This window comes from Sphingomonas hylomeconis (assembly GCF_025370105.1).
GTDB classification, from domain to species: domain Bacteria; phylum Pseudomonadota; class Alphaproteobacteria; order Sphingomonadales; family Sphingomonadaceae; genus Sphingomonas; species Sphingomonas hylomeconis.
Window position 1 is genome coordinate 1 of sequence record NZ_JANQBK010000012.1, and the last position, 23,957, is coordinate 23,957.

The 23,957-nt window shown below is 67.5% G+C and carries 23 protein-coding genes; 9 read left to right on the forward strand and 14 right to left on the reverse strand.

Features of this window, described 5'->3' with window-relative positions; genetic code table 11:
• Positions 1-1,064, reverse strand: a 1,064-nt coding sequence (locus NV401_RS13375) for an FtsZ/tubulin family protein (RefSeq protein WP_261294940.1), incomplete at its 3' end; no start/stop codon positions are given.
• A 237-nt stretch (positions 1,065-1,301) separates the two neighbouring features.
• On the opposite strand from NV401_RS13375, the gene NV401_RS13380 reads away from it, so the two are divergent.
• The 3 genes from NV401_RS13380 to NV401_RS13390 all read left to right on the forward strand — a co-directional run bounded on the left by NV401_RS13380 (position 1,302) and on the right by NV401_RS13390 (position 2,888).
• Positions 1,302-1,934: a division/cell wall cluster transcriptional repressor MraZ gene (locus NV401_RS13380; protein ID WP_261294941.1), complete on the forward strand. Its 633-nt coding sequence runs from the start codon at positions 1,302-1,304 to the stop codon at positions 1,932-1,934.
• Positions 1,924-2,097 (forward strand): hypothetical protein, encoded by a 174-nt coding sequence (locus tag NV401_RS13385; RefSeq protein ID WP_261294942.1) that lies wholly within the window; start codon positions 1,924-1,926, stop codon positions 2,095-2,097. Before NV401_RS13380 ends, NV401_RS13385 begins: the two co-directional genes overlap by 11 nt.
• 113 nt (positions 2,098-2,210) lie before the next feature.
• On the forward strand, positions 2,211-2,888 hold the full coding sequence (locus NV401_RS13390) for a response regulator transcription factor (protein ID WP_261294943.1): 678 nt from the start codon (positions 2,211-2,213) through the stop codon (positions 2,886-2,888).
• Position 2,889: 1 nt separating this feature from the next.
• Here NV401_RS13390 and NV401_RS13395 read toward each other — a convergent pair whose 3' ends face one another.
• From NV401_RS13395 to NV401_RS13405, 3 genes are read right to left on the reverse strand one after another with little or no spacing between them, the layout of a single operon-like run.
• Positions 2,890-4,449: a tryptophan halogenase family protein gene (locus tag NV401_RS13395; protein ID WP_261294944.1), complete on the reverse strand. Its 1,560-nt coding sequence runs from the start codon at positions 4,447-4,449 to the stop codon at positions 2,890-2,892.
• Positions 4,450-4,468: 19 nt separating this feature from the next.
• Positions 4,469-4,948 (reverse strand): PIN domain-containing protein, encoded by a 480-nt coding sequence (locus NV401_RS13400; RefSeq protein WP_261294945.1) that lies wholly within the window; start codon positions 4,946-4,948, stop codon positions 4,469-4,471.
• The gene (locus NV401_RS13405; protein WP_261295048.1) at positions 4,948-5,181 is read right to left on the reverse strand and encodes a type II toxin-antitoxin system Phd/YefM family antitoxin; all 234 of its coding nucleotides are present in this window, start codon (positions 5,179-5,181) and stop codon (positions 4,948-4,950) included. The genes NV401_RS13400 and NV401_RS13405 overlap by 1 nt, the downstream gene beginning before the upstream one ends.
• 240 nt (positions 5,182-5,421) lie before the next feature.
• Here NV401_RS13405 and NV401_RS13410 point away from each other — a divergent pair, with 240 nt between their 5' ends.
• A complete protein-coding gene (locus NV401_RS13410) occupies positions 5,422-6,777 on the forward strand; it encodes a cation:proton antiporter (RefSeq protein ID WP_380816774.1) in 1,356 nt (451 codons plus the stop codon).
• A 57-nt stretch (positions 6,778-6,834) separates the two neighbouring features.
• Here the strand turns inward: NV401_RS13410 and NV401_RS13415 are convergent, their stop codons facing one another.
• The 10 genes from NV401_RS13415 to NV401_RS13460 form a co-directional block, all read right to left on the reverse strand.
• On the reverse strand, positions 6,835-7,257 hold the full coding sequence (locus tag NV401_RS13415) for a nuclear transport factor 2 family protein (protein WP_261294947.1): 423 nt from the start codon (positions 7,255-7,257) through the stop codon (positions 6,835-6,837).
• Positions 7,254-8,957 (reverse strand): class I adenylate-forming enzyme family protein, encoded by a 1,704-nt coding sequence (locus NV401_RS13420; RefSeq protein WP_261294948.1) that lies wholly within the window; start codon positions 8,955-8,957, stop codon positions 7,254-7,256. Before NV401_RS13420 ends, NV401_RS13415 begins: the two co-directional genes overlap by 4 nt.
• Before the next feature lie 5 nt (positions 8,958-8,962).
• A complete protein-coding gene (locus NV401_RS13425) occupies positions 8,963-9,766 on the reverse strand; it encodes a DUF1295 domain-containing protein (protein WP_261294949.1) in 804 nt (267 codons plus the stop codon).
• Between the two features lie 110 nt (positions 9,767-9,876).
• Positions 9,877-10,641, reverse strand: coding sequence for an SDR family oxidoreductase (locus tag NV401_RS13430; protein ID WP_261294950.1), 765 nt, complete (start codon positions 10,639-10,641; stop codon positions 9,877-9,879).
• A complete protein-coding gene (locus tag NV401_RS13435) occupies positions 10,641-11,180 on the reverse strand; it encodes a nuclear transport factor 2 family protein (protein ID WP_261294951.1) in 540 nt (179 codons plus the stop codon). Before NV401_RS13435 ends, NV401_RS13430 begins: the two co-directional genes overlap by 1 nt.
• A complete protein-coding gene (locus NV401_RS13440; RefSeq protein ID WP_261294952.1) occupies positions 11,177-12,991 on the reverse strand; it encodes an AMP-binding protein in 1,815 nt (604 codons plus the stop codon). Before NV401_RS13440 ends, NV401_RS13435 begins: the two co-directional genes overlap by 4 nt.
• Positions 12,991-13,431 carry a nuclear transport factor 2 family protein gene (locus NV401_RS13445; protein WP_261294953.1) on the reverse strand — a complete coding sequence of 147 codons (441 nt, stop codon included), beginning with the start codon at positions 13,429-13,431 and terminating at the stop codon, positions 12,991-12,993. The genes NV401_RS13440 and NV401_RS13445 overlap by 1 nt, the downstream gene beginning before the upstream one ends.
• 74 nt (positions 13,432-13,505) lie before the next feature.
• Complete coding sequence (locus tag NV401_RS13450) at positions 13,506-14,723, reverse strand: acetyl-CoA acetyltransferase (protein ID WP_261294954.1); 1,218 nt, start codon at positions 14,721-14,723, stop codon at positions 13,506-13,508.
• Positions 14,724-14,778: 55 nt separating this feature from the next.
• Entirely contained in the window at positions 14,779-16,116 is a 1,338-nt protein-coding gene (locus NV401_RS13455) for an MFS transporter (protein ID WP_261294955.1), read from the reverse strand.
• A 1-nt stretch (position 16,117) separates the two neighbouring features.
• Complete coding sequence (locus NV401_RS13460) at positions 16,118-16,555, reverse strand: nuclear transport factor 2 family protein (RefSeq protein ID WP_261294956.1); 438 nt, start codon at positions 16,553-16,555, stop codon at positions 16,118-16,120.
• Positions 16,556-16,731: 176 nt separating this feature from the next.
• Here NV401_RS13460 and NV401_RS13465 point away from each other — a divergent pair, with 176 nt between their 5' ends.
• The 5 genes from NV401_RS13465 (at position 16,732) to NV401_RS13485 (ending at position 23,925) form a co-directional block, all read left to right on the forward strand.
• Positions 16,732-18,993 (forward strand): TonB-dependent receptor, encoded by a 2,262-nt coding sequence (locus NV401_RS13465; RefSeq protein WP_261294957.1) that lies wholly within the window; start codon positions 16,732-16,734, stop codon positions 18,991-18,993.
• Positions 18,994-19,118: 125 nt separating this feature from the next.
• Complete coding sequence (locus tag NV401_RS13470; RefSeq protein ID WP_261294958.1) at positions 19,119-20,597, forward strand: carotenoid oxygenase family protein; 1,479 nt, start codon at positions 19,119-19,121, stop codon at positions 20,595-20,597.
• Positions 20,598-20,601: 4 nt separating this feature from the next.
• The gene (locus NV401_RS13475) at positions 20,602-21,660 is read left to right on the forward strand and encodes an NAD(P)H-dependent amine dehydrogenase family protein (protein ID WP_261294959.1); all 1,059 of its coding nucleotides are present in this window, start codon (positions 20,602-20,604) and stop codon (positions 21,658-21,660) included.
• Positions 21,661-21,862: 202 nt separating this feature from the next.
• Entirely contained in the window at positions 21,863-23,011 is a 1,149-nt protein-coding gene (locus NV401_RS13480; RefSeq protein ID WP_261294960.1) for a thiolase family protein, read from the forward strand.
• Entirely contained in the window at positions 23,008-23,925 is a 918-nt protein-coding gene (locus tag NV401_RS13485) for an NAD(P)H-dependent flavin oxidoreductase (RefSeq protein WP_261294961.1), read from the forward strand. Before NV401_RS13480 ends, NV401_RS13485 begins: the two co-directional genes overlap by 4 nt.
• The last annotated feature ends 32 nt before the right edge of the window (positions 23,926-23,957 follow it).

A 23,957-nucleotide genomic window follows, 5' to 3' on the forward strand; every position in this document is an offset into this window, starting at 1 on the left:
GCATCGAAGTCGAATTGCGGCGCCGCGATCGGCACAGTGTCGGGGTCGGCCGCGCACTGTTGCGGCGCAGTGGCGACGGCGGCCGCCCCCACCGCCGCCGCCGCCGCGCCCGCGACCGCCGTCACGCCCCCGGCGACGACCCCCACCCGCACCCGCCCGCGCAGCGCCGGATCGATTACCGCGCCCCAGGTCAGTTCGGTCGCCGCGGGCACGCTGTCGCGCAGCCACGCCATCGCCTGCTCCATCTCGAACAGCCCGAGATCATCGCCCCCGGCGATCGTCACCAGCAGGTGCCGCGCGCTCGCCCCCTGCCCCTCGAGCAGCGGACAATCGAGCGCGGCACGCGCCGCCGCGCGCGCGCGATCCGCCCCGCGGCGGCACTCCCCGAACCCGATCATCGCATCCCCGCTCGATTCAAGCATCGCACGCAGGTCGGCCAAAGTGAGATTCTTGACCGAGGCCGCACCGAGCAGCAGCGCGAAATTGGTCGCGCTGTCACGGATGATCGAATCCGACAGCGCCAGCGCCGCAGCCAGCCTCGTATTCGCGCCGATCACCCGAAACAGGTTCTGGTTGCACACCGTGACGAGCGCATCCACCGCGCCGCGCAGCTCGATCAGCGCGGCCTCGGCCGTCGCCTGCCGCCGCCGCCCCTCGAACGCGAAGGGCTTGGTCGCCACGCCGACGGTCAGGATACCCATGTCGCGCGCCGCCTGCGCGATCACCGGCGCCGCGCCGCTGCCCGTCCCGCCGCCCAGCCCCGCGGCGATGAAGCATAACGACGTGCCGTCGAGCGCGCGGCGGATCGCCGGTAGCGATTCCGCCGCGGCCGCCCGCCCCACCGCGCGCCGCGCCCCTGCCCCCAGGCCGGCGGTGATTCGGCGGCCGAGTTGCAGGCGGGCGGCCGGGGGCACCGCGCGCAACGCCTGCATATCGGTATTCGCACACACCACCTTCACGCCGTCGAGCGCGTGTTCGACCAGCGGCGCCACCGCATTGCCCCCGGCGCCACCGACCCCGACTACCGTCACCAACGGTGCCTCTGCCGACCGAAACGTCACCATCTGCTTCGTCCCAAACAATCCAGGCCCGGCTATGTATCAAGCTAGAATGTGGTTAACGATATTGTAGAAACACGACGCTATTGTCGTTCTAAAGTTGCGCTCGCGGTTCAATCTACAACGGTTTTGATTTTTTGATTGAACTGATGTCTATCGGAAATAACCTTAGGTATTAAACCTGAGCTTTAATCGCCTTCAATGCTTGTTAACCATATCTCTTGTTGATAGATGGGACAGGTCATGGACGAACTATTCATTGGCAGCGCCTTGTGCGAGGTCACCGTCGCCGGAGAGATACTTCTCCCACGTTTTTTTCACGAAACGACTCAGCGTCGCTCACCAACCAAGACGCTGTTCATCGGTCTGCACGAGACAGCTCCCTGCCTCGTCGCCTACGATCGACACTATGCCCAGCAGCGCCATTTCGGCGCAGAGGCGCAGCGCTTGCACGACGATCCACAGCGCCTCCGCCGTACCTACGGCTTCGTCGCGCGGAGCGCGATCGCGCCAGACGGGATGATCGTGCTGCCCGCCTTGATGCGCGATCGCGGCCGGATCGGCGCCACCGCGCTGCTCGTCGCAACCGGCGAGCGGTTCGAAATCTGGGATCTCGAAGCCGTGCTGCATGGCGGTCCGTCCGATCTGATCCTGCTCGCCACGCATCACCGCCTGGCCCATATCGCAAACGAGGTTCTGCATGTCCCTGCGCTGTCGTCTCACCAGCCACGTTGCGGCGCCGACATGCCGCACCAACCAGGGCTTCGTGTTCAGCCAGTGTCGCAGATGCGGCCGCGACATGATCCGGTCGGCCGCGCGGATGACCAGCGGCCGGTGGCACAAGGTGCCCAGCGGATTTCGCGTGATGCGCCCTGACCACGGTGCCGCCCTGTCCGGCAGGCGCCGCGCCCGCCCCGGCTATTCGTTGGCTTGGGATTTGCCGCGGCTCGCCGGCACCGCCTTGTTCTGGTGCCTGATCGACGCCATGCGCGGGACGCCTGGGCCGCGTGCGCCGGTCCGCCGGCTGAGTGCCGCGTGATGGCGACGTTGGTGCCGTGGCAGCCCGGGCAGCGGTCGAGCGCGTCGGAAATCGCGCCCGCCGACCGCACAAAGCGATTGGCGACGTATCAGCATACGGCACGCCCGGCGCCGATGGCAGCCCCCGCAACCGGGACACGCCGCCCTGGTCAGCATCGCCCCGACAGCGTCATCCAGACGAAACACGTCTATATCGTCGATGACGACAATGACGCCCGCGCCGCGCTGGAGCTGCTGCTGTCGCGGCAGCCGGGCCTCGAGGTGCGCTGCTTCGACAGCGGCGATGCCTTCCTCGCCTGGTCCGCGGGACTGCCGCGGGGCGTGCTGTTGCTCGCGTCCAACCTGCCCGGCATGCACGCGCTCGATGTGTTGGCGCAGTTGCACGCGGCCGGGGAGCGGCGGTTCGTCCGCATCGTCGCCGGCAGAGGAACGATTGCCACCGCGGTGCAGGCGATGAAGGCCGGGGCGGACGATTTCATCGCCACGCCCTATGATGGCGAGACGTTGCTCAACATGTTCGACGAGGCATTCGACCGACAACAGCAGGACGACACGGCGGCGGTGCCTGCCCCGCGGGACTGCACGCGCGTCGCGGCACTCTCGCCGCGCGAGCGTGATGTGCTCGACGGCCTGATCGCCGGCTGCAGCAACAAGGTCATCGCCTACCGGCTGGCGCTCAGCCCGCGTACCATCGAAATCTATCGCGCCAATCTGATGACCAAGCTCGGCGTCCGCAATCTGCCCGAGTTGTTGCGCGTCGCCTTCGCCGCCGGGATCATGCCGATCGCCTGATCTACTCGGTAGCCGCCGTGCGGATGCCGGGATCCGCGCGCAGCCGCTCCACCAGATCGCGATGCGGCGGCAGATCCTGCATGGCGCGTTCGCCGAACGATCGGATCCGCGCAAACTGTCGCTCGGCGCCGGCCACACCGGGCATGGCGTTGCGCCCGGCCGCGACCACGGTACCGAAATCCATCCCGTACAGCACATATTGATAGTTGAAGAAGGCGAACGTCTCGGTGTCGAGCGTGAAGTCGAACCGGCCGGGCGGGCGGTAGCGCCACTGGTCGAGCAGCTCGGCCAGGCCCGCCGGCCACGTCGCCGGATCGGCATTGTCGCGCCAGAACGGCTCGCGCCGGCGGCTCAGCGCATAGTGCAGCTTGAGAAAGGTGACGATCGTGTCGTAGCGCGCCGCCATCAGCGCATTGAAGCGGCGCGCCGGCGCCGCCACCGGGCCGGCCGGCGGCAGCAGCTCAGCGATCATCGCCGCCGCCGCCTCGATCATCACGATCCCGGTCGCCTCGAGCGGCTCGAGAAAGCCGCCGGCCAGCCCCACCGCCACGCAATTGCCGATCCATTGCCGCGCGCGATAGCCAGGCTCGAACGCCAGGCTGCGCGTGTCGATCGCGCCCGGCTCCACGCCCAGATAGTCGTGCAGGATCGCGGCCGCGCGTTCATCGTCGAGATGCGCGCTGGAATAGACACAGCCCACGCCATGCGTGTCGGCCAGACCGATGTCCCAGATCCAGCCGCCCTCATGCGCCGTCGCCAGCGTATAGCTGGCAAGCGGCGCCGTGGCGCGCGGATAGGGGAGCTTGGCGGTGATCGCGCGATCGGTGAACAGCTGGTCGCGCACCGACCGGATCGGCTCGCCCAGCGCGCGGCCGATCAGTTCGGCGCGAAACCCGGTACAATCGATATAGAGATCGGCCTCCAGCCGGCCGTGATCGCGCGTCTGGACCCCGGCGATCGCCCCGTCGGGCGCGACCTCGACCCGCGTGACGACATCGGCGACATGCGCCACGCCACCGGCGATTGCGTGACGCGACAGCAGACCGGCGAGCTTCACCGCATCGCAGTGAAAGGCATAGGCCAGCGGCCCGTCGAAATTGCCGTCGCCCGCCGTCTTCGGCGCGCGCCCAGCATCGGCGACCCGGGCCTGGATCGTCACCGCCTCGGCAAACGCCGCGCGCGTGCCCGGCGCCTGTGCCAGCCAATAGGGCACCAGACTGCCGAACTCGGTCTGGAACGGCGCTTCGAACGGGTGCACGTAGCTATGCCGCCGGTCGCCGTCCGGCGCATGCAGCCAGTCGGCGAAGCGGATGCCCTGCTTGAACGTCGCAGAGGTTTCGCGCAGGAACGCCGCTTCGTCGATGCCGAGGAATTTGAGCGTCGCGCGGATCGTCGGGAACGTCCCCTCGCCCACGCCGATGACGCCGATCTCGGGCGATTCGAGCAGCGTGATGTCCGCGCCGGGCCCGAGCGCCTTGCCGAGATACGCCGCCGTGAGCCAGCCCGCCGTCCCGCCGCCGACGATCAGGATCCTGCGCCCGCCGCTGCCCGTGAAGCTCATGCCATCCAACCTAGCCGCATCAGGCGCGCACGAACAGCGTCTTGAGCCAATGCGGCTCGCCACGATCGGCGTGGCGCCAGTCGCTATCCTCGGCCTCCTGCTGCCAGGGATCGAGCAGCTTGACTTTGGCCGGCTTGAACGCCGCGCCGCGCCGGCTGGCGAGCACCAATCCCTGTTCCAGCGCGGTGGCGGCGACCAGCGCATCGCGCGGATCGGGCAGCGTCAGCGCACGGCGACGCCGCACCACCGCCGCATCGACCGGCAGGATCCGCCCGTCGAACGCCGGCAGCACCTGCTCGTCGATCCAACGCTGCAGCCGCTGGGCCTGCGCCTTCTCCCGCACCGCCAGCCGCAAGGCGGCGTTTTCCAGATCGAGCAGCGACACCGTCGACAGGAACAAGCGCTCGCGCGGCACCGCGCCGGCCCAGCCGGCCAGCGCCGGATCGGCATGCGCGCCACGCCGCAGTTCGGCGATCACCTCGGTATCGAGCAGGAACATCAGCGCGGATTGCCCCACGCACCGTCGGCGGGTGCGATCGTCAGCGGCGCGGCATCGTCGTCGCGCGCCGCGAGCAGGTCGACGATCGTGTCGCGCGCGCCGGACAATCGCTGATACGCCTCGATGCTGAGCAGCACGTGCGTCGGCGTGCCGCGATCGGTCACCACCACCGGGGCGAGTCGCGCGGCGCGCTTCGCCTGGCTGATATCCTGGTTGAACGCGCGGCTCGTCATCACCTTCACGTGAACGCTCCCAAGATACTACTATGCTACAAATATACCGGGATGGCGTAGGCACGTTACTACACCGTGTCGTCGCCGCAACACAATCCGCGGCAGCTGCCGGAATCGCGCTGCTTTGGATAACTCTCCCCGCCTTTCAGCTTGCGCGCCCCAGCGCGTTTGCGGTTCCTCGCGGCCAGTCAGCTGCGATGCCGCCAAGCGGTGCGCCGGTCCGGGGAGGAAGACGTCATGATGGACAGTGTGTGGGCGACGCTCGGCGACGTGCTGTCGCCGCATGGCCCGGCGACGCTGGCCGCGGCGAAAAGCTATGCCCCGGGCGATTTCTCGATCCACTTCTTCCTGCAGCTCGCGATCATCCTGCTGACCTGCCGCGCGGTCGGCTGGCTGGGCCGGAAACTGCTCGCCCAGCCGCAGGTCGTGGGGGAGATGATCGCCGGCGTGGTGCTCGGGCCGTCGCTGCTCGGCCTGTTCTGGCCCGATCTGCAGGGCGCGATCTTTCCCAAGGAAACCCGGAACATCCTCTATGCCGGTGCCCAGCTCGGCGTCGGCCTCTACATGTTCCTGGTCGGCACGACGCTGCGCATCGATCATTTCAAGGCCAAGGCGAAAAGCGCCGCCGGCGTATCGCTGGCGGGCATCGCCGCGCCGTTCGCGATCGCGATCCTGATCACGCCCTACCTTATCGACGTACCCGGCCTGTTCGCGCCCGGCATCTCGACGATGAACGCCACGCTGTTCCTCGGCGCGTGCATCGCGCTTACCGCCTTTCCGATGCTGGCGCGGATCATCAACGAACGCGGGCTGGCCAATTCCTCGCTCGGAACCTTGTCGCTGACCGCCGGCGCGTTCGATGACGCCTGTTCGTGGTGCGTGCTGGCGATCGTGCTGGCAACGTTCGGCGGTGGCCCCGGCGTGGCGATCGTGGCGATCGGTGGCGGACTGATCTGGGCGGCGATCGTCATCGTCTTCGGTCCGCGCGTGTTCGCGCCGCTCGCCGCGCGGGTCGAGCGCGACGGGGCGATGAGCGACGCGGTGCTGGCGATCGTGCTGATCGCCTTTTGCACGTCGGCCTTTCTGATGGACATGGTCGGCATCCACGCGATCTTCGGCGGCTTCATCCTTGGCGCCGTGCTGCCGCGCGGGCTGTTCGCCGCCGAGATCAAGCGCAAGATTGAGCCGCTCGCCGTCGTCCTGCTGCTGCCGATGTTCTTCACCTATTCCGGCCTCAACACGCGGATGGACATGGTCAATTCGGGTTCGCTGCTGTTGATCGCGCTGGCCATCCTGGTCGCCTCGATCATCGCCAAGGGGGGCGCCTGCTATCTCGCCGCGCGGCTGGCGGGCGAGGATAACCGCACCGCGCTCGGCATCGGCGCGCTGATGAATTCGCGCGGGCTGATGGAATTGATCATCATCAATATCGGGCTGCAAAAGGGCATTATCGGCCCGACCCTGTTCTCGATGCTGGTGCTGATGGCGATCGTCACGACGATGATGGCCGGGCCGCTGTTCGAGGCCGTGTACGGCAAGAAGGCGCGCGAGAGCGGCGAGCTCGACGCGCTGGGCACCACCTCGCCGGCGGCGTGAGGCAAGGGCCCGCGGCGCGCTGGCCGGTGCGCAGCTTGCGGCAACGGCGCCGGGCGATCAGGTCCCGATCATGGTCAGCGCCTGCACGTGATCGGGCGCGACCGCGCCCTCGCGCAGCCGCTCCATGCGCCGCGTATCGATATAATCGCGCCACGCCGTGATCCGGCCGTCGGCGAACTCGATCACCGCGGCATAAGGCATCGCCACGGCGATCCCGTTGCGGCGGGTATAGGCATCGATCCCTTCGACGAACAGGCGATCCTGCTGCTCGGCATGATGCCGGATGCTCCAGCGCGTCTCGGCGAGATCGCCCGCCAGCATCTCCAGGAAGCCGCGCACCGCCGCCTTGCCTTCCAGCGGCGCCAGCGCGCCGGCGGCGACATGCCACACCACGCGCTCGTCCATCCCGGCCAGCGCGGCATCGATATCGCCGGCGTTCCACGCGGCGATCACCTGGGCGAAGCGGTCGTACAGCGTCATGCCAGCATCTGCAGCACGGTCTCGCGCAGGTCGCGACGCGAAACCTTGTTCATCGCATTGCGCGGCAGCGCCGGCACCTCGACCATCAGTTCCGGCAGCTTGAACACCGCCAGCCCCTGATCCTTCAGCCAGCCGGCAATCTCCGCCAGCGTCGGCGCCTGCCCCGCTTCGGGCACCGCGGCGACGCACATCCGCTCGCCGAGCCGCTCGTCGGGCACGCCGACCACCGCCGCTTCCCTGAGCGCGGGATGGCCGGCGAGCAGATCGTCGATCTCGGCCGGCGAGATGTTCACCCCGCCGCGCACGATGATGTCCTTGCAGCGCCCGACGAAGCGATAGAATCGCGGCGGGCTCTCGTCGCCGGCAAGCTCGAACAGGTCGCCGGTCCGGTAGAAGCCTTGCGCGTCGAACGCCTGCTCGGTGATCGCCGGGATTTCCCAATAGCCGCCGAACGTCGCCGCGCCCTGAAAGCGCAATTCGCCCGGCTGCCCGGGCTCGGTAATGTCCTGCTCGGTTTCGAGATCGACCAGCCGCGTCTGGATCATGCCATTGGCGCGGCTGCCCGGCCAGTCGATCCCGGCCACGCCCATGCGCGGGAAATAGCGTGCACGATCGTGATGGTCCGGCACCGAGCGCGCATCGGAGAAGAGCGACGCGCCCTCGTTCGAACCGAACATGTTGCACACTTCGATATCGTGATCGCGCGCGAAGCCCTCGATCATCCACGGGCTGAGCGGCGCGGACCCCGAGCCGATCGCGCGCAGCGAGGACAGGTCCACGCTGTCCAGCAAGCCCGGCGTCTTGAGCAGCGCGTTGAGGATGGCGGGCGCGGCGATCGTGTAATTGACCCGCTCGGCGGCGATCTGCTGCAGGAACACGCCGAGATCGAACGGATGATGCAGCACCAGCGTGCCGCGATGCATCAGCCACGGCGTGACCATCCCGAACGAACCGATATTGACCAATGGGAACGGGTTGAGCAGCACTTCGCCCTCGCGGATATCGGCCGCTTCCGCGACGATCTCGCCATTGACGATCCAGTGGTTCATGTCGCGCGGCACGCCCTTGGGCCGCGCCTCGGTGCCCGAGGTCCAGAAGATCGTGAACACCTCGCCCGGCTGGATCGGCTGCGCGTCGTGATAGGCCGCGGCCTTGGCCGGATCGGCGGCGGCGATCGCCGCATCGAGATCGATCGTGCCGCGCGGTGCGTCGCCGCCCGTTACCAAGACCTTGCAGTTGCGCCCGCCGGTCAGCGCCACCGCCATCGCGGCATGGTCGTAGCCGGCGAAACTGGCGACGGTGACCACCGCTGCCGGCCGCACCGTATCGATCACATAGGCCAGTTCGTGCGCGCGGTACGGCATCACCACCGGCGAGATGATCAGCCCGATGCGCGAACAGGCCAGCGCCAGAATCACCGTCTCGGTGATGTTGGGCAACTGGTAGGTGAGCACGTCGTCCTTCTCGAGCCCGATCGCCAGCAACGCCGCGGCGACGCGGTCGACCTCGCTGCCGAATTCTGCCCAGGTGAACCGCCGCGGCGCATGGCCATCGAGCGTCTCGCGGTTGAGCGGATCGACCAGCGCGAGCCGGTCCGGCACGTCGCGGCGGTTGCGCTGCAGCCACTGGTCGAGCGTCAGATCGCCCCACCAGCCCTTGGCGGTATAGTCGTCGATGCGGGACTGCGGGGTCAGTTGCATGGCTTTCAGCCCTTCACGCGTTTCGGCGGCCACGGCACGAAGCCCGAGGTCGTCGCGATATACTCGGCATAATGCGGCTTGGTCTTGCGCATGCGGAATTCGAGCGTCGGCGCGCCCGACCATTTCATCAGCGTCCAGGTCAGCAGGATCGGCCCGGGGATCGCCAAGATCCCCAGCGTCGTCTCCGCGCCGATCAGGTACAGCCCCCACCACACACAAGCATCGCCGAAATAGTTGGGGTGCCGCGTGTAGCGCCATAGCCCGGTGTTCAGCACCTTGCCGACATTGGCGGGGTTCTTGCGGAACAGCGTCAGCTGCAGATCGCCGATGCTCTCGAACACGATGCCGAACAGCGCCAGCGCCGCGCCAATACAGGCCAAGGTCCCCAGCGCCACCGGCTCGGCCTGGATCTGCCCGAGCATCACCGGCAGTGCGACGATGAACTGCAACGGCGCCTGTGTCACGAACACCAGCCAGAAGCTTGCCCGGGCATAGCCCCAGCCGCGCTTCTCCTGGGCCTTTTCCATCATCCGCACATAGCGCCGGTCCGGCCCGTGATCGCGCCACCGCCAGAACAGATAGCCGCCCAGCCGCACCGCCCACAGGCCGCACAGCCCGAGCAGCAACACGCGCCGGTCGGTCGCGACATCCATCTGCGCGAACGTCGCCAGCGCGAGCAATGCCATGCCCAGCGCCCACCACGCATCGACCATCGTCACGTCGCGGATCGACGAACAGATCGCCCATAAGGTGGTGAAGGCGATCACCACCGTCACCGCGTCGATCGCGAGTATCCTCAGAACGTCCATTGCTTGTTCCCTAGCGCATGATGGGTTTTCCCCAGACCCGTCACCCCGGCTCAAGGCCGGGGTGACGATGCTGATTGATCACACCATCTTTTCCCTGCTCCCGTTGGCGGTCACCGCCCCGTGCTGATCGTGTCCATGTCGAGCATCCGCGCCAGCGCGCGCTCCTGTGCCTTGGGATCGCGTGCCTTGTGTGCGCGCACCTCCACCGCCATCCGGTCGGTATCGACCTCGTCGGTGCCGCGCTTGATCGCCGACAGGCCGACCTTGGCAATATCCTCGGGCCGTTCCTTCGCGCCCCCGACATGCGCCGCCATCCGCGTATCGACCGATCCGACGATCAGCGCCGAGACGGTCGTGCCCTGCTTGGCAAGCTCGGCGCGGATCGAGGTGGTCGCGGCGCGCGCGGCGAATTTGGACGGGCTGTACCCGCCCATCGCCGGCACCGCGACGACACCGCCGGAGGACAGGATGTTGACCACCGCGCCCCCGCCATTGGCCTTCAGGATCGGCGCGAAGGCGCGGCACATGCCGAGCAGGCCAAAATAATTGACCTCCATCTCCTCGCGCGCCGCAGCCATCGTCTCGGCGCCGATCAGCCGCTGGTTGAGGAAGGCGCCGGCATTGTTGACCAGGATCGACACGTCGCCGCACGCGGCCGCCGCCGCAGCGATCTGCTCGGGCTGTGCGACGTCGAGCGCCAGCGCGACCACCCTGCCCTGCCCTTCGTCGACCAGATGTTGTGCATTGGCCACGTCGCGCGTGCCGACATAGACCTTGGCCGCCCCCGCACCGATCAGTGCGCGGACGAACGCCTCGCCGATACCGCGATTGCCCCCGGTGACGATCGCCACCGCGCCTGCAACGTCCATCGCCATCAGCCGGCCGCCATCTGATAAAGGATGTCGTGCGGATGCTTGGCGCCGCGCACCAGTTCGGTGCCTTCGGGGAACATCATTCCCCGGCCCCAGCTTTCGGCCAGCGGCATTTCGTGGTTCCATTCCCACGCCAGCCGGCGCAGCGCGATCTTCCACTGCCCGTCGCGCTTCTCGAACCGATCGACCGCGCGGGCGAGGCTCAGCGTGTCGAACTTGTCGCCGCCCTTCTCCTTCATCCGCGCGAACGCCAGGATGTAATGCTCGGCGATCGCGACATCGCCGTCCACCTCGATCACCACATTGGTCGCAAGGTGGTTCATGATCCCGCCCTTCGGCAGCACCTTGGCCATCAGCGCGACATAGTCGCTGGCCGGGCCGTGATAGACGCCGCCATGATCCTCGATCGCATCGTCATGATAGGCGGCGGCGATCAGCGGAATGTCCGCGCGGTCGGCGCCGCGCAGGTACAGGTTGATCACGTCGGTGATCTCGGCCTTGTCGAGCAACAGCTGCAGGCGGGGGTCGAGCGGGTCGCTCATTGCGGATTTCCTTCGATGATGAGGATCTGGGGATCGGGATGCGCGGCATAGAGGCGATCGACCTCGGCCTTGCGGCGGTCGATCACCGCGCGGCGGTTGATCGTGCCCTTATCGGACATTTCGTGCGCGTTGGGATCGGGCGCCTTGTCGAGCAGCAAGGCGCGGCGGATCCGCGACGAGCCGCCATGCTGCGCGGCGTTGAACCGCTTCAGTGCCGCGGCGATGCGCGCGGCATCGCCCTCCGGCGTCGGCCACAGCAACAAGGTGAGATATTCCCGATTCTCGTCGCACAGCACGAGATCGCGCACCATCGGCGTTAGCGCCTTGAGCAGCCCGTCCCGCAAACTCCCGCCATAGACCCAGGCGCCGCTCGACAGTTTGAACTCTTCCGCCGCGCGCCCCGCAAAGGCGAGGCCTTTCTCCGGATCCGCCGGATCGTTGAAGACGCCCATGTCGCCGGTGCGATAAAAGCCTTCCTCGTCGAATGCCTCGGCCGTCTTGGCCGGCTCGTCGAGATAGCCGATCGTCACGTTCGGCCCCTTGGCGCGCACTTCGTAGCGGTCGCCCGACGGCACCAGTTTGACGATCGCGCCCGGCGCCGGCAGGCCGATGCCGACGCGGTCGGTTTCGAAATGGATCGCCATGAACGCCGATACCGTCTCGGTCGAGCCATAGCCCGAGGTGAGCATGATGCGGTGCCCGGTCTCCGCCACCGCCGCTGCCTGCAGGCGATCATACACCGGCTGGCTCAGCCCCGCGCCGCCATACAGCATCACTTTCAGCTGCGAGAAGAAAGTGCGGCGCAGCACCGGATCGCGTTCCAGCGCCTCGACCAGCATGCCGTAGCCGAGCGGTACGTTGTTGAAGAACCGCACCGGGATCTCGCGCAGGTTGCGGATCGATTCCTCGAACAGCCCGGGCAGCGGCTTGCCGTCGTCGATATACAGCGTGCCGCCCTCGGTCAGCGTCGTGCGCAGCACGAACGCGCCGGCGGCATGATGCCAGGGCAGCCAATCGAGCATCACGTCGTGCCAGCCCGCCGCCTCGCCGATCATCTGCCGGCATTGCACGCTGTTGGCGGCGAGATTGTCGAACGTGATCGTCACCATCTTGGGCAGGCCGGTCGAGCCCGAGGTCAGCATATAGGCGGCAAGATCGGTGCTACGGATCGCCTCGATCGCGATACGCACCGCGTCGGTCGGCTTGGTCGCAAGCACGGTCTCGATCGACACCGCCGGCTTGACGATCGCCGCCGGATCGCCGGTAATCACGATCGCGTCGCCAAGATCGAGCGTGGCGAGCGCCGGCGCGAGCTTGGCCGAATTCTCCGCAAACACCATGCCCGGCTTCACCTTGGCCACGACATGCGCGAGCCGTCCGAAATCACCGCCCAGCGCGCCATAAGCGGTACTGACCGGGCATACCGGCAGGCCTGCCGCCCAGGCGGCGAAGGTCGCGATCGCGAAGGCCGGCGTATTGTCGGCGATCAGCAGCATCGGCCGGCCGTCGGGCGCATGGTCGATCAGCCACTGCGCGGTCGCATCGATCCGCGCCTGCAGTTCGGCATAGGTCAGCGTCGCCCAGCCGTCCGTGCCCGCTTCGCGCCATGCCAACGCCGGCTTGTCCGGCTGGCGCGCGGCCGAGCGCAGCAGATCGGCGGGGATGTTCGCGTCATAGTCGGCAATGGCGATCCTCGATTGCAGCAGGATCGTGCCGTCCTCACGCCGTTCGACCGCGATATCGATCGGCATCAATTTGGCTTCGCGGAACGGCGGTGGCGGCGCGTCCAGCGGGCGTGCGGCGCTGGCCATCAGACTGCCGGCCGCGCGAGCATCGCATCGACCGTGTCGCGCACGCCCTTGCCCGCGACCTGCTCCTCCTGCAGCCGCCCGTCGAAATATTCGCGCCAGTGGCGGATCACGCCGCCTTCGTAATCGAGGATGCCGCAATAGGGGATGGCGATGCGCGTGCCGTCCATCGTGTCGAACTCGTCGACCCCTTCCATCCACACCGTCTCGCCGACCGCGGCGACATCGAACAGCCGCCAGCGATTGTTCTTCAGCCGGCCCTTCATCGCCTCCAGCGTCTTGCGCATCTGCGCCTTGCCCTGGATCGGCGGCTTCATCCCGCCCGAATTGTTCCAGGTGATATCCTCGTGCAGGCAGGCCAGCACACCTTCCACATCGGCCTCGTGCCAGCTGCTGATGACCTTGCGGAGCGTGGCAACGTTATCGGTCTTCGGGTCGGGCATGGGTCTCTCCTTGCTGCGTGCCGGGAATGTCACGGCCAGCGCCGCGCCCCCGATCACGATGGTTCTGCGCGTGATCACGCCTGGACGACGAGGCTCACGGTGGTGGTGGTCGAGCCGCCGATATTCAGCGTCTGCACGGTCCTGGCGCCTTCGACCTGATAGTCGCCGGCGGTGCCGGTGACCTGTTTGAATGCGTCCAGCGTCATGCGCACGCCGGTCGCGCCGACCGGATGGCCACACCCGATCAGCCCGCCGGACGGGTTCACCGGAATGCGCCCGCCCGGCTCGATGCTGCCATCCTCGATCGCCTTCCACGCCTCGCCCGGCGCGGCGATGCCGAGATGTTCGATCGCCATATATTCGGTCGTGGTGAAACAGTCGTGCAGCTCGACCAGGTCGACCTGGTCCAGCGTCACTCCGGCGCGCGCGCGCGCCTCGTCGGCGGCGCGCTTTACCTGCGGAAAGACATAGGCGTCATCCGCGCTCGCCTCGACCTTGCGGCGGTAGGAGATTGGCGCCGAGCGATGCCCCCAGCCGGTGATGCGCGGGAGGCTGTCGAGCGCGATGCCACGCTCCTTCGCATATTGGGCCGCCCGTTCGGGCGAAGCGAGGAAGATCACGCTCGCGCCGTCCGTCACCTGCCCGCAATCCATCTTGCGCATCCGGCCCTCGACCACCGGGTTGGCGACGTCGTCGTCGGTGAAGCTTTCCGGCGTGAATGCCCAGCCGCGCGATTGCGCGTTCGGGTTGCGCTTGCCGTTGGCGAAATTGATCTCGGCGATACGCCGCAAATGCCGCGCGTCGATTCCGTAGCGCCGGTCATATTCCTCCGTCAGGTCGGAAAAGGCGCGCGGCCAGACATAGTCGGCATCGGCGAACTCATGCCCGGCCCAGGCCGCCGCGCCGAGATTTTCCGCCGCCTGCCTGCCTGGCACATTCCGCATCTGCTCGACCCCGAGCACGCAGGCGAGATCGTAGCGCCCCGCCTCGAGCTCCGCCGTGGCGGCGAGGATCGCCACCGAACCCGAGGCACAGGCAGCCTCGTGACGCGCCGTGGGCAATCCATCGAAATCAGGATGGACCAGCCCGAAAAAGCCGCCGAGCAAGCCCTGCCCCGCAAACAGTTCGCCGACGAAATTGCCGACATGGCCGGTATCCACGTCCTTCGGCTCGAGCTTGGTCGCGTCGAGCCCGGCCTCGATCGTCTCGGAAAAGACGTGCGCCATATCCACGCCACGCCGCGCCCAATTATCGGAAAAATCGCTCTGCCAGCCGCCCAGGATATAGGTCATGTCCGCTCCGATTCGCCGACGCTTAGGTCAGTCTCTTTAAACAAGTCTATGTCGGTCAGATCGGCTTGGCAAGCACGTCCACCGCACGTCCGAACGGTTTGATCGCACTCAGCACGAGCAATCCGGCGATCGGGCCGAGTATGCCGGTGGCCAGCGCGATCGCCGGGCCGAGCGCGGCGGGATCGTGGAACACATGCTCGGTGATCAGCGCGACGCTGACCGGCCCGACCGTCAGCCCGACGATGCCGAGCACGAAATAATAGAGCGCTGCCGTCCGCCCCCGCAGATTGCCCGGTGCCGCCTCGCACAGTGCCGACACGGCCAGCCCGCCCGAGGCGGTGAAGAACAGCATCGCCGGCGCCAGGATGAACACGGCGCTCCAGCCATCGTTCGCCAGGCATGCCGCGATCAGCAGCGGGGTGACGATCAGGATCGACCAGCCGGTGATCTTGAGGCTCGCCGCGCGCACGCCGCGCACCGCCAGCCGCGACGACAGCCAGCCCGCGCCCGCAAGCCCGATACCGCCGAACACCGTGACCACGAAGCCGTAGCGCAAGCCGACCTGCCCCGGCGTCCAGCCGAACGTGCGGATGAAATAGGCCGGCATCCAGGACAGGACGCCGTAGATCAGCACGCAATACAGCGCCATGCCGCCCAGATGACGCAGGTGGAACGCGCGGTTGCGCCGCAGATGCGGGATCAGCCCGGCGCCCGCTTCCTCGCGCACCAGCACTTCGCGCCGCACCGGTTCTGTCACGAACGCGAGCAGCAGCACGACGACCAGTCCGGCCAGCCCGACGATGATGAACGTCGCCTGCCACGGCGCGACCTCGCCGATCAGCGGCAGCGCGAAACGCGGCTGCGCGGTGATCGCCTGTACCACCGTGCCGCCGACCATCAGCGCCAGCCCGGCGCCGACCGAGGAAGCCATCGAATAGACGCTGATCGGGAAGGCGCGGCGCTCGGCCGGGAAACTGTCCCCGATCATCGAGATCGCCGCGGGGGACAGGCTCGCCTCGCCCGCGCCGACGCCCATCCGCGCCAGGAACAGGTGCCAGAAATTGCCCGCCAGGCCGCACGCCGCAGTCGCCAGGCACCAGGTGGTGACGCCGATCGCCACCACGCGTTTGCGCGACGTGCGATCGACCAGCCAGCCGAGCGGCATGCCCATCACCGTGTAGAACAGCCCGAACGCCAGCCCCTGCAGCAGTGCGATCTGCGTATCGCTGAGCGCGAGATCGGCCTTGATCGGGTCGATCAGCAGGCTGAGGATCGTGCGGTCGATGAACGACACGGTGTAGCCCAAGGTCAGCACCGCCACCGCGAACCAGCTGCGCGCCGGCCTGGGCCAATCGGATGCGGGGCCGGCCACGGGCGCGGCAGCGCTGGCCATGTCAGCGGGTCTCGTGATCGAAGTCCGTCGCCACGCCCATTTCGCCGAGCAGCTGGTTGCGATCGTAATATTCGCGCCAAACCTTGATCCGGTCGCCCTCGAACTCGAACACGCCGGTCACCGGCACCGCGCCCGTCTTGCCGTTATAGACGAAGCGATCGACCCGCTCCATGTACACGATGCCGTTGATCACGCCCATATTGCTGACGTCGAGCACGATCTCGGTGGCCAGTTCGCCAAGCCCGGAAATGCGCTTGTGGATCGCGTCGCGCCCCTCGATCGGGTCGACCATCATCGAATGCAGCACCCCGTCTTCGGTAAACAGCGCGGCCGCTGCGTCCCAATCCATCGCCTTCCAGGCGGCGATCATCTGCGTCGCGATGTCGATCTTGCGCGCGTCCGAAACGGGCGCGGCTGCGCTCAGGGCGGTGTCAGTCATGCTGCTCTCCTATGTCAGTCGCTTTATGCAAGTAAGGTGACGCACCCCCACGCCGCTGTCAACCGAGTAGGTCTTGACAAGCAAGTTACTTTCCGGAAAACAGGCTAGGCTTGCTTAAAGAGACTAAGTGAGCGGACACGGTCTGAAGACCGGCCGACATTTTTGGGAGAGACTGAATGGCCGCTATCACCTGCGCGCACGTTTTGCGTCTGGCATTGGCATCCGCGAGCATCGCCGCGCTGAGCACTGCACTGCCCGCCGCCGCGCAATCGACCGCTGGTACCGACACGCCGGTCGACGCGCCCGCCGCGCAGCTCGACGGTCCGCAGCTCGAGGAGATCATCGTCACCGCGCGCAAGCGTGAGGAAAGCCTGCAGAACGTGCCGATCGCGGTTACCGCATTCGGCGGCACGGCGCTGCGTGAGGCACAGATCACCGATCTCTCCGCACTCGCCGGCCGCACGCCGAGCTTCACCTTCCAGGCGCAGGGGTCGCTCGAACAGGAGGCGTTCATCCGCGGCGTCGGCACGGTGCGGCTGACCAGCGCCAGCGCCGATCCCTCGATCGGCCTGTTCATCAACGAGGTCTATATCGGCCGCCGCGGCTCGGCCACGCCGCCGATCTTCGATGTCGAGCGCGTCGAGGTGCTGCGCGGGCCGCAGGGCACGATCTTCGGCAAGAACGTGGTCGGCGGCGCGATCAGCATCATCACCGCGACGCCCAAATTCGATTTCGGCGCCGGTGGCTATGTCTCGGTCGGCAATTACGGCACGGTCCAGTCCGAAGCCAACATCACCGGCCCGCTGTCCGAGACAGTCGCCGCGCGGCTCTCGTTCCAGCAGGCCCGCCACGACGGCTACAGCCGCAACATCGTCAACGGCCAGGAGCTCGACGACGCCGAGGGCTATGCCGGCCGCGCCTCGATCCTGGTCCGCGCGAGCGAGGATCTGACGCTCAGCTTCGTGGCCGATGCCAGCCACGACGAAGGCGGCGGCCAGGCGCGGCACGCGGTCGACGACCCCACCCGCGTCGGCGTCGGGCCGATCACCACGGGCCAGATCTCCAAGGATCCGCGCACGACCGAGACGCCCTACCTGCAATATAACCGCCGCAGCACCTATGGCTTCACCGGCCGCGCCGACTATGATTTCGGCGGCGCCGCGCTGACCTATCTCGCCGCGATCCGCATCGGCGATTCGGGGCAAAGGTTCAGCCAGGCCGGCGCCGGCGCGCCGCCGTCCTTCACCGATTCCGTCCTCACTCAGTCGGAAAAATATACCGGCATCACGCAGGAACTGCGTCTCGCCTCGGACAAGAGCGGCCCGTTCAGCTGGCTGGTCGGCCTCTATTATCTGCGCGAGGATACGCGCCGCAACTCGATCAACACGGCGCGCTCGGCGCTGCCCGGTGGCCCCGGCGGCACGCGTGACAGCCTGGACGGCGAAAACGTCTTCGCCAATAGCGGCATCACCTCGAACTACGCCGCGTTCGGCGAGGTCGAATATGAGATCGTCAACGGCCTGACCGCGTCGGTCGGCGCGCGCTACACGATCGATCACAAGGAGATGAACGCCAACGCGCGGATCAACAGCCTCGGCCCGGCCGGCGACATCCTCTCCCCCGCCCCGCTCAGGACGCCGTACAACATCAATGTCGAGAAGACCTGGAAGGAAGCCACGCCGCGCTTCGCGCTCGAATATAAGGCGACCCCGGCGATCCTGCTCTACGCCTCGGCCGCCAAGGGCTTCAAGGGCGGCGGCTGGCAGGCGGCAACGCCCGACGGCGCCACCGCGTCGCGCGCGTTCAACCCCGAAACCGCGTGGAATTACGAAGTCGGCTTCAAGAGCGACCTGTTCGATCGCCGCGTGCGCCTGAACCTGGCCGCATTCCGGCTCGATTTCAGCAATCTGCAGGTCGAGCAGCTCGACGACGTGCTGCTCACTACCGTGGTCACCAACGCCGCCAGCGCCAAGATCCAGGGCATCGAAGGCGAACTGTCGATCGCCGTCACCGATCAGTTCAGCGTTTCGGGCTCGGGCTCGATCCTCGATGCGAAGTACAAGGATTATGTCGATCCGCGGCGCAACTTGGATTATTCCGGCAACAAGCTCGCGCGCACCGCGGATTACCAATATTCTATCGCCGCGGATTACAAGCTGCCTGTCGGTGAGGATTACGTGATCAAGGCCCATGCCGATTTCACCTATCAGGACGGGTTCTTCTACGGCCCGGAAAACCTCAATTCGGAGCCCGGCTATGGCCTGCTCGATGCACGGATCGGCTTCGGCAAGGCGAGCGATCGCTGGGCGGTGACCTTGTGGGCAAAGAACCTGACGGACAAATTGTACCGCACCAGCGTGATCCCGTTCCTCGGTGACGAGGCATCGTTGTACGGGAATCCGCGCACCTACGGCGTCCGCCTGTCGGGCAAATTCTGACCGACGGCGGAACATGACTGGCGGCGGGACAAGCCCGCCGCCAGTCACTTGCATTAAAAGACCCGCAATGATAGCGGGTTCCGTTAGCGTAAAGCCGGCGTTCCGGCGTAGATGAGGATCCAGTCATGAAGCTCGAGCGACACCCCCCCGTCGTCACCAGCCTCAAGCCCAGCAACCACCCGTATCTCAACGGTGCCTGGACCCCGCTGCACGAGGAAGTCGATGCCGAGGATCTCGATGTCATCGAAGGCACGATCCCGCACGACATTGACGGCATCTATTTCCGCAACACCGAGAACCAGGTGCATCAGCCGCTTGGCCGGCATCACCCGTTCGATGCCGATGCCATGATCCATCAGATCTCGTTCCAGGCCGGCCGCGCCTCGTATCGCAATCGCTTCGTGCGCACGCGCTGCTTCCAGGCCGAGCAGGAAGCCGGCGCGTCGCTGTGGGGCGGGCTCGCCGATCCCGCCGGCACCTCGCAGCGCCCCGGTTACGGCGCGCATGGCGGGCTCAAGGACAATGCCAGCACCGACGTCGTCGTCCATGCCGGCAAACTGCTCTCGACCTTCTACCAGTGCGGCGAGGCCTATGCGATAGATCCGCAGACGCTCGAGGATCTCGGCATCGCACCATGGGGCCCGATCGACGGCGTCTCGGCGCATTGTAAGGTCGACGAGGCGACCGGCGAGCTGCTGTTCTTCAACTATTCGAAGCACCCGCCCTACATGCATTACGGCGTGGTCGGCGTGGACGGGAAGCTCAAAAGCTATATTCCCATCCCCCTGCCCGGCCCCCGTCTGCCGCACGACATGGCGTTCAGCGACCGCTATTCGATCCTCAACGATCTGCCCGTATTCTGGGACCCCAAGTTGCTCGAACGCGGCGTGCACGCGGTGCGCTTCTTCAAGGACATGCCGTCGCGTTTCGGCGTGGTGCCGCGCCACGGCGGACCGGACGACATCCAATGGTTCGAAGCCGCGCCGTGCTACATCCTGCACTTCCTCAATGCCTATGAGGAAGGCGACGAGCTGATCCTCGACGGCTACTTCCAGGAAGACCCGACCCCGCCGCCGCTCACCGGGTCGGTCGAGGGCCATGAGCATATGATGGCCTATCTCGACATGCACAGCTTCCGCAGCCGACTGCACCGCTGGCGCTTCAATCTCAAGACCGGAGAGACGATCGAGCAGCGCTTGGGCGAGGACACGGTCGAGTTCGGCATGATGAACGCGCGCTATGCCGGCAAGCCGTATCGCTACGCCTATTCGGTCAGCGCCAAGCCGGGCTGGTTCCTGTTCGACACGTTCGTCAAGCACGACCTGCAGGCCGGCACCAGCGAGACGGTCAAGCTGCCCGACGGCGTCTATGCCAGCGAGGCGCCGTTCGCGCCGCGCATCGGGGCGGTGGACGAGGATGACGGCTATATCGTCAGCTTCCTGATCGACGAAAATCGCGGCACCTCGGAATGCGTGCTGATCGATGCGAAGAACTTTGCCGCCGGCCCGGTCTGCCGCATCGCGCTGCCGCACAAATTGAGCAGCGGCACGCACGCCGTGTGGGCCGATCGCGCCTTTATCGAGACCGGCCGCGTCGCGGCCTGATCGGGTGGCAAGCCAGCGTCCCGTCCGCGTCATCCAATGGGCCACCGGCGCGATGGGGCGCACGGCGCTGCGTCGGATCATCGATCATCCCGATCTCGAACTGATCGGCTGCTATGTCTATTCGGATGCCAAGGCCGGGCGCGATGCTGGCGATATCGCCCGCCGACCGGCCACCGGCGTGATCGCGACGAACGATATCGCGCAGATCCTCGCGCTCGATGCCGATGTGGTGATCCACACGCCGCGCATCACCCTGCCCTATGAGGCGATGAACGCCGATGTCGCGCGGCTGCTCGCCAGCGGCAAGAACGTGCTGTCCACCGCCGGCTTCCATTATCCAGAAGCGCACGGGCCTGAGTATGCCGGGCCGCTGCTGGCCGCCTGCCAGGCGGGCCGGTCGAGCCTTGCCGGGCTCGGCGTCAATCCGGGCTTCGTCGTCGAACGGCTGACGCTCGCCGCCACCGGACTGTGCCACGAGCTTGAGCGCATCACGATCGAGGAAACGGTCGATGCCTCCGCCATGGCCTCGCCCGATTTCGTCTTCGGCCTGATGGGCTTCGGCGCCGATCCCGCTAATACCGATATCACCACCGGTCCGCTCGCCGCGCTCTACACGTCGCTCTTCTCGGAAGTGCTTCACCTGGCGGCACTGGCCCTCGCCGATCCGGTCGTGCGGATTGCACCTGCACATGAGACCACGCTGGCACCGCGCGACATCCTCCTTCCCGCCGGCACGATCCCGCGCGGCACCGTCGCCGCCACGCGCTGGCGCTGGACGGCAACGCTGCAGAGCGGTGTCGAGCTGACGCTGTCGATCCTGTGGACCGCCGATCCCGCGCTCCATCCAGAACAAGGGCTCGGCCATTGGAACGTGCACATTGAAGGCCGTCCCAATGTCCGCCTGACGCTCGCGATCGACGAAGGCGACCCGGCGCTCCCCCCGGCACGCGCGCTGACCGACGCGACGATCGCCGTGGCCATCGCCGCTATCCCGGCGCTGCTCGCCGCGCCTGCCGGCTTCTACGCCCTCCCCGCCCCCCCCGCCTTCCGCGCGCGCCTGTGAACGCCGGGCCGATCTCACGCCCCGCGCGCCACTATCGCGGCGGCGATCATACCGTTGCAGCACCAACCCTGCTGTTCTCCCGCGAAAGCGGGAGCCCAGGGTTACAAACGCCACCGTCCGCGGCTCTGGACCCCCGCTTTCGCGGGGGAACGGCAGATGCATGTCGCCGGATAACGTCCTCACGCAGCACGGGACCATCGCAATGACCGTCTACATCCGCGACGCCGTCCGCACCCCGCGCGGCAAGGCCCGGCCCGACGGCGGTCTCGCGCAGCAGAGCCCGCAATCGCTGATCGCCGCGCTGGTCGACGCGCTCGACCAACGCGCCCCCGGCAGCCGGCAGACCGACACGCTGATGCTCGGCTGCGTCGGCCAGATCGGCGCGCAGGGCGGCAATATCGCGATGGTCGCCAAGCTCGCCGCCGGCCTGCCCGATCGCGCCGCGGCACAGACGATCAACGCTTACTGTGCTTCCGGCCTCGTCGCGATCGGCCAAGCCGCCGCGCTGATCGAGACCGGCGCGATCGACACCGCGCTCGCCGGCGGCGCCGAGATGATGTCCGCGGTCGGCTTCATGGCCGACAAGGCCGATTTCTATACCGATCGTGCGCTGCCCCGCGCGGCGCAATATCTCCCCGTTGCGGTTGCCGCCGATCGCCTGTCGACGCGCGAGGCGATCACGCGCGACGCGATGGACGCGGTGACCGCTACGTCGCAGGCGCGCGCCGGCGCGGCGGAGCGCGATCCCGCGCTCACCGCCTCGCGCATCGCCGTCGCCGGTCTTGCCAGCGACGAATGCGTGCGGGCCAGCCTGACCCGGGACAAGCTCGACGCGCTCCCCGCCGCCTTTGCCGCGCTCGGCAGCGGCTATACCGATGTGCTCGGCGACGAGCCGGTGGCCTATACGCACACGATCGCGCATGCCCCGCCGGTGTGCGACGGCGCCGGCCTCGCCGCGCTGACCGGCCTCGCCGACGGCGCCCGCGCGAAGATTCTCGGTTATGCCGAGGTCGGCGGCGATCCCGCCGCCTCGCTCACCGCCGGCTTTGCCGCGATGGAAAAGGTGCTGGCGCGCACCGGGCTGACGCTGGGCGAGATCGACCGGATCGAATTCATGGAGGCGTTCGCGGTCGTCATCGCCAAGTTCCTGCGCGATTACGATGTCGATCCGGCCTGCGTGAACGTCGCCGGCGGGCATCTAGCCAAGGGCCATCCGATGGGCGCGACCGGCGCGGTCCTGCTCTCCACGTTGCTCGACACGCTCGATGCCTGCGACGGCACATACGGGCTGGTCGTCGTCACCGGCGCCTCGGGCGTCGGCGCGGCAATGATCGTCGAGCGGATCGCATGACACTGCCGTTCGCGCTCCGCCTGCCGGTCGTCGCGGCGCCGATGTTCCTGGTCTCCGGGCCAGCCTTGGTCATCGCCGCGTGTCGCGCCGGGATCGTCGGCTCCTTCCCCACCACCAATTGCCGCACTGCCGCCGAGGTGGATGCCTGGATGAGCGAGATCACCGCGTCGATCGACGGCGCGCCCTGGGCCGCCAACCTGATCACGCATTCGACCAACGAGCGCCTCGCCGACGATCTCGCGCTGGTCGCCAAGCACAAGCCGCCGCTGGTCATCACCGCGCTCGGCAGCCCCGCGCCGGTGATCGACACGGTCCATGCCTATGGCGGCACCGTGCTGGCCGACGTGATCGACGTGCGGCTCGCGCAAAAGGCGCTCGGCGCCGGTGCCGATGGGCTCGCCTGCGTCGCCGCCGGCGCCGGCGGCCATACCGGCACGCTCTCCCCGCTCGCCTTCGTCTCGGCGATCCGCGGCTTTTTCGAGGGTCCCGTGGCGCTGGGTGGCGGGATCGCCGATGGCGCCGGCATCGCCGCCGCGATCGCCGCCGGCGCCGACCTCATCTACATGGGCACGCGCTTCGTCGCCGCCAGCGAAAGCCTGGCCGCCCCCGGCTACAAGGCGATGCTGGCCGAGTCCGGGATCGCCGATCTGGTCGTCAGCACCGCGGTTACCGGTACCGCCGCGTCCTGGCTGCGCGCCAGCTTCGACGCCGCCGGCTATACCGTCGATGGCGGTGCGCCGACCCGTGCGTATAATTCGGCCGGCGATGGCGCCGCACGCTGGCGCGACATCTGGTCTGCCGGCCAGGGCGTGCATGCAATCACCGGCGAGACGCCGACCGCCGCGATCGTCGACGATCTCGAGCGCGGTTTTCGCGCCGCTGCCGCGCGCCTCGCCGACTGGCCAGCGCGCTGATCCGACCGGCTTTTCCTTGTCGCCGCAGCAAT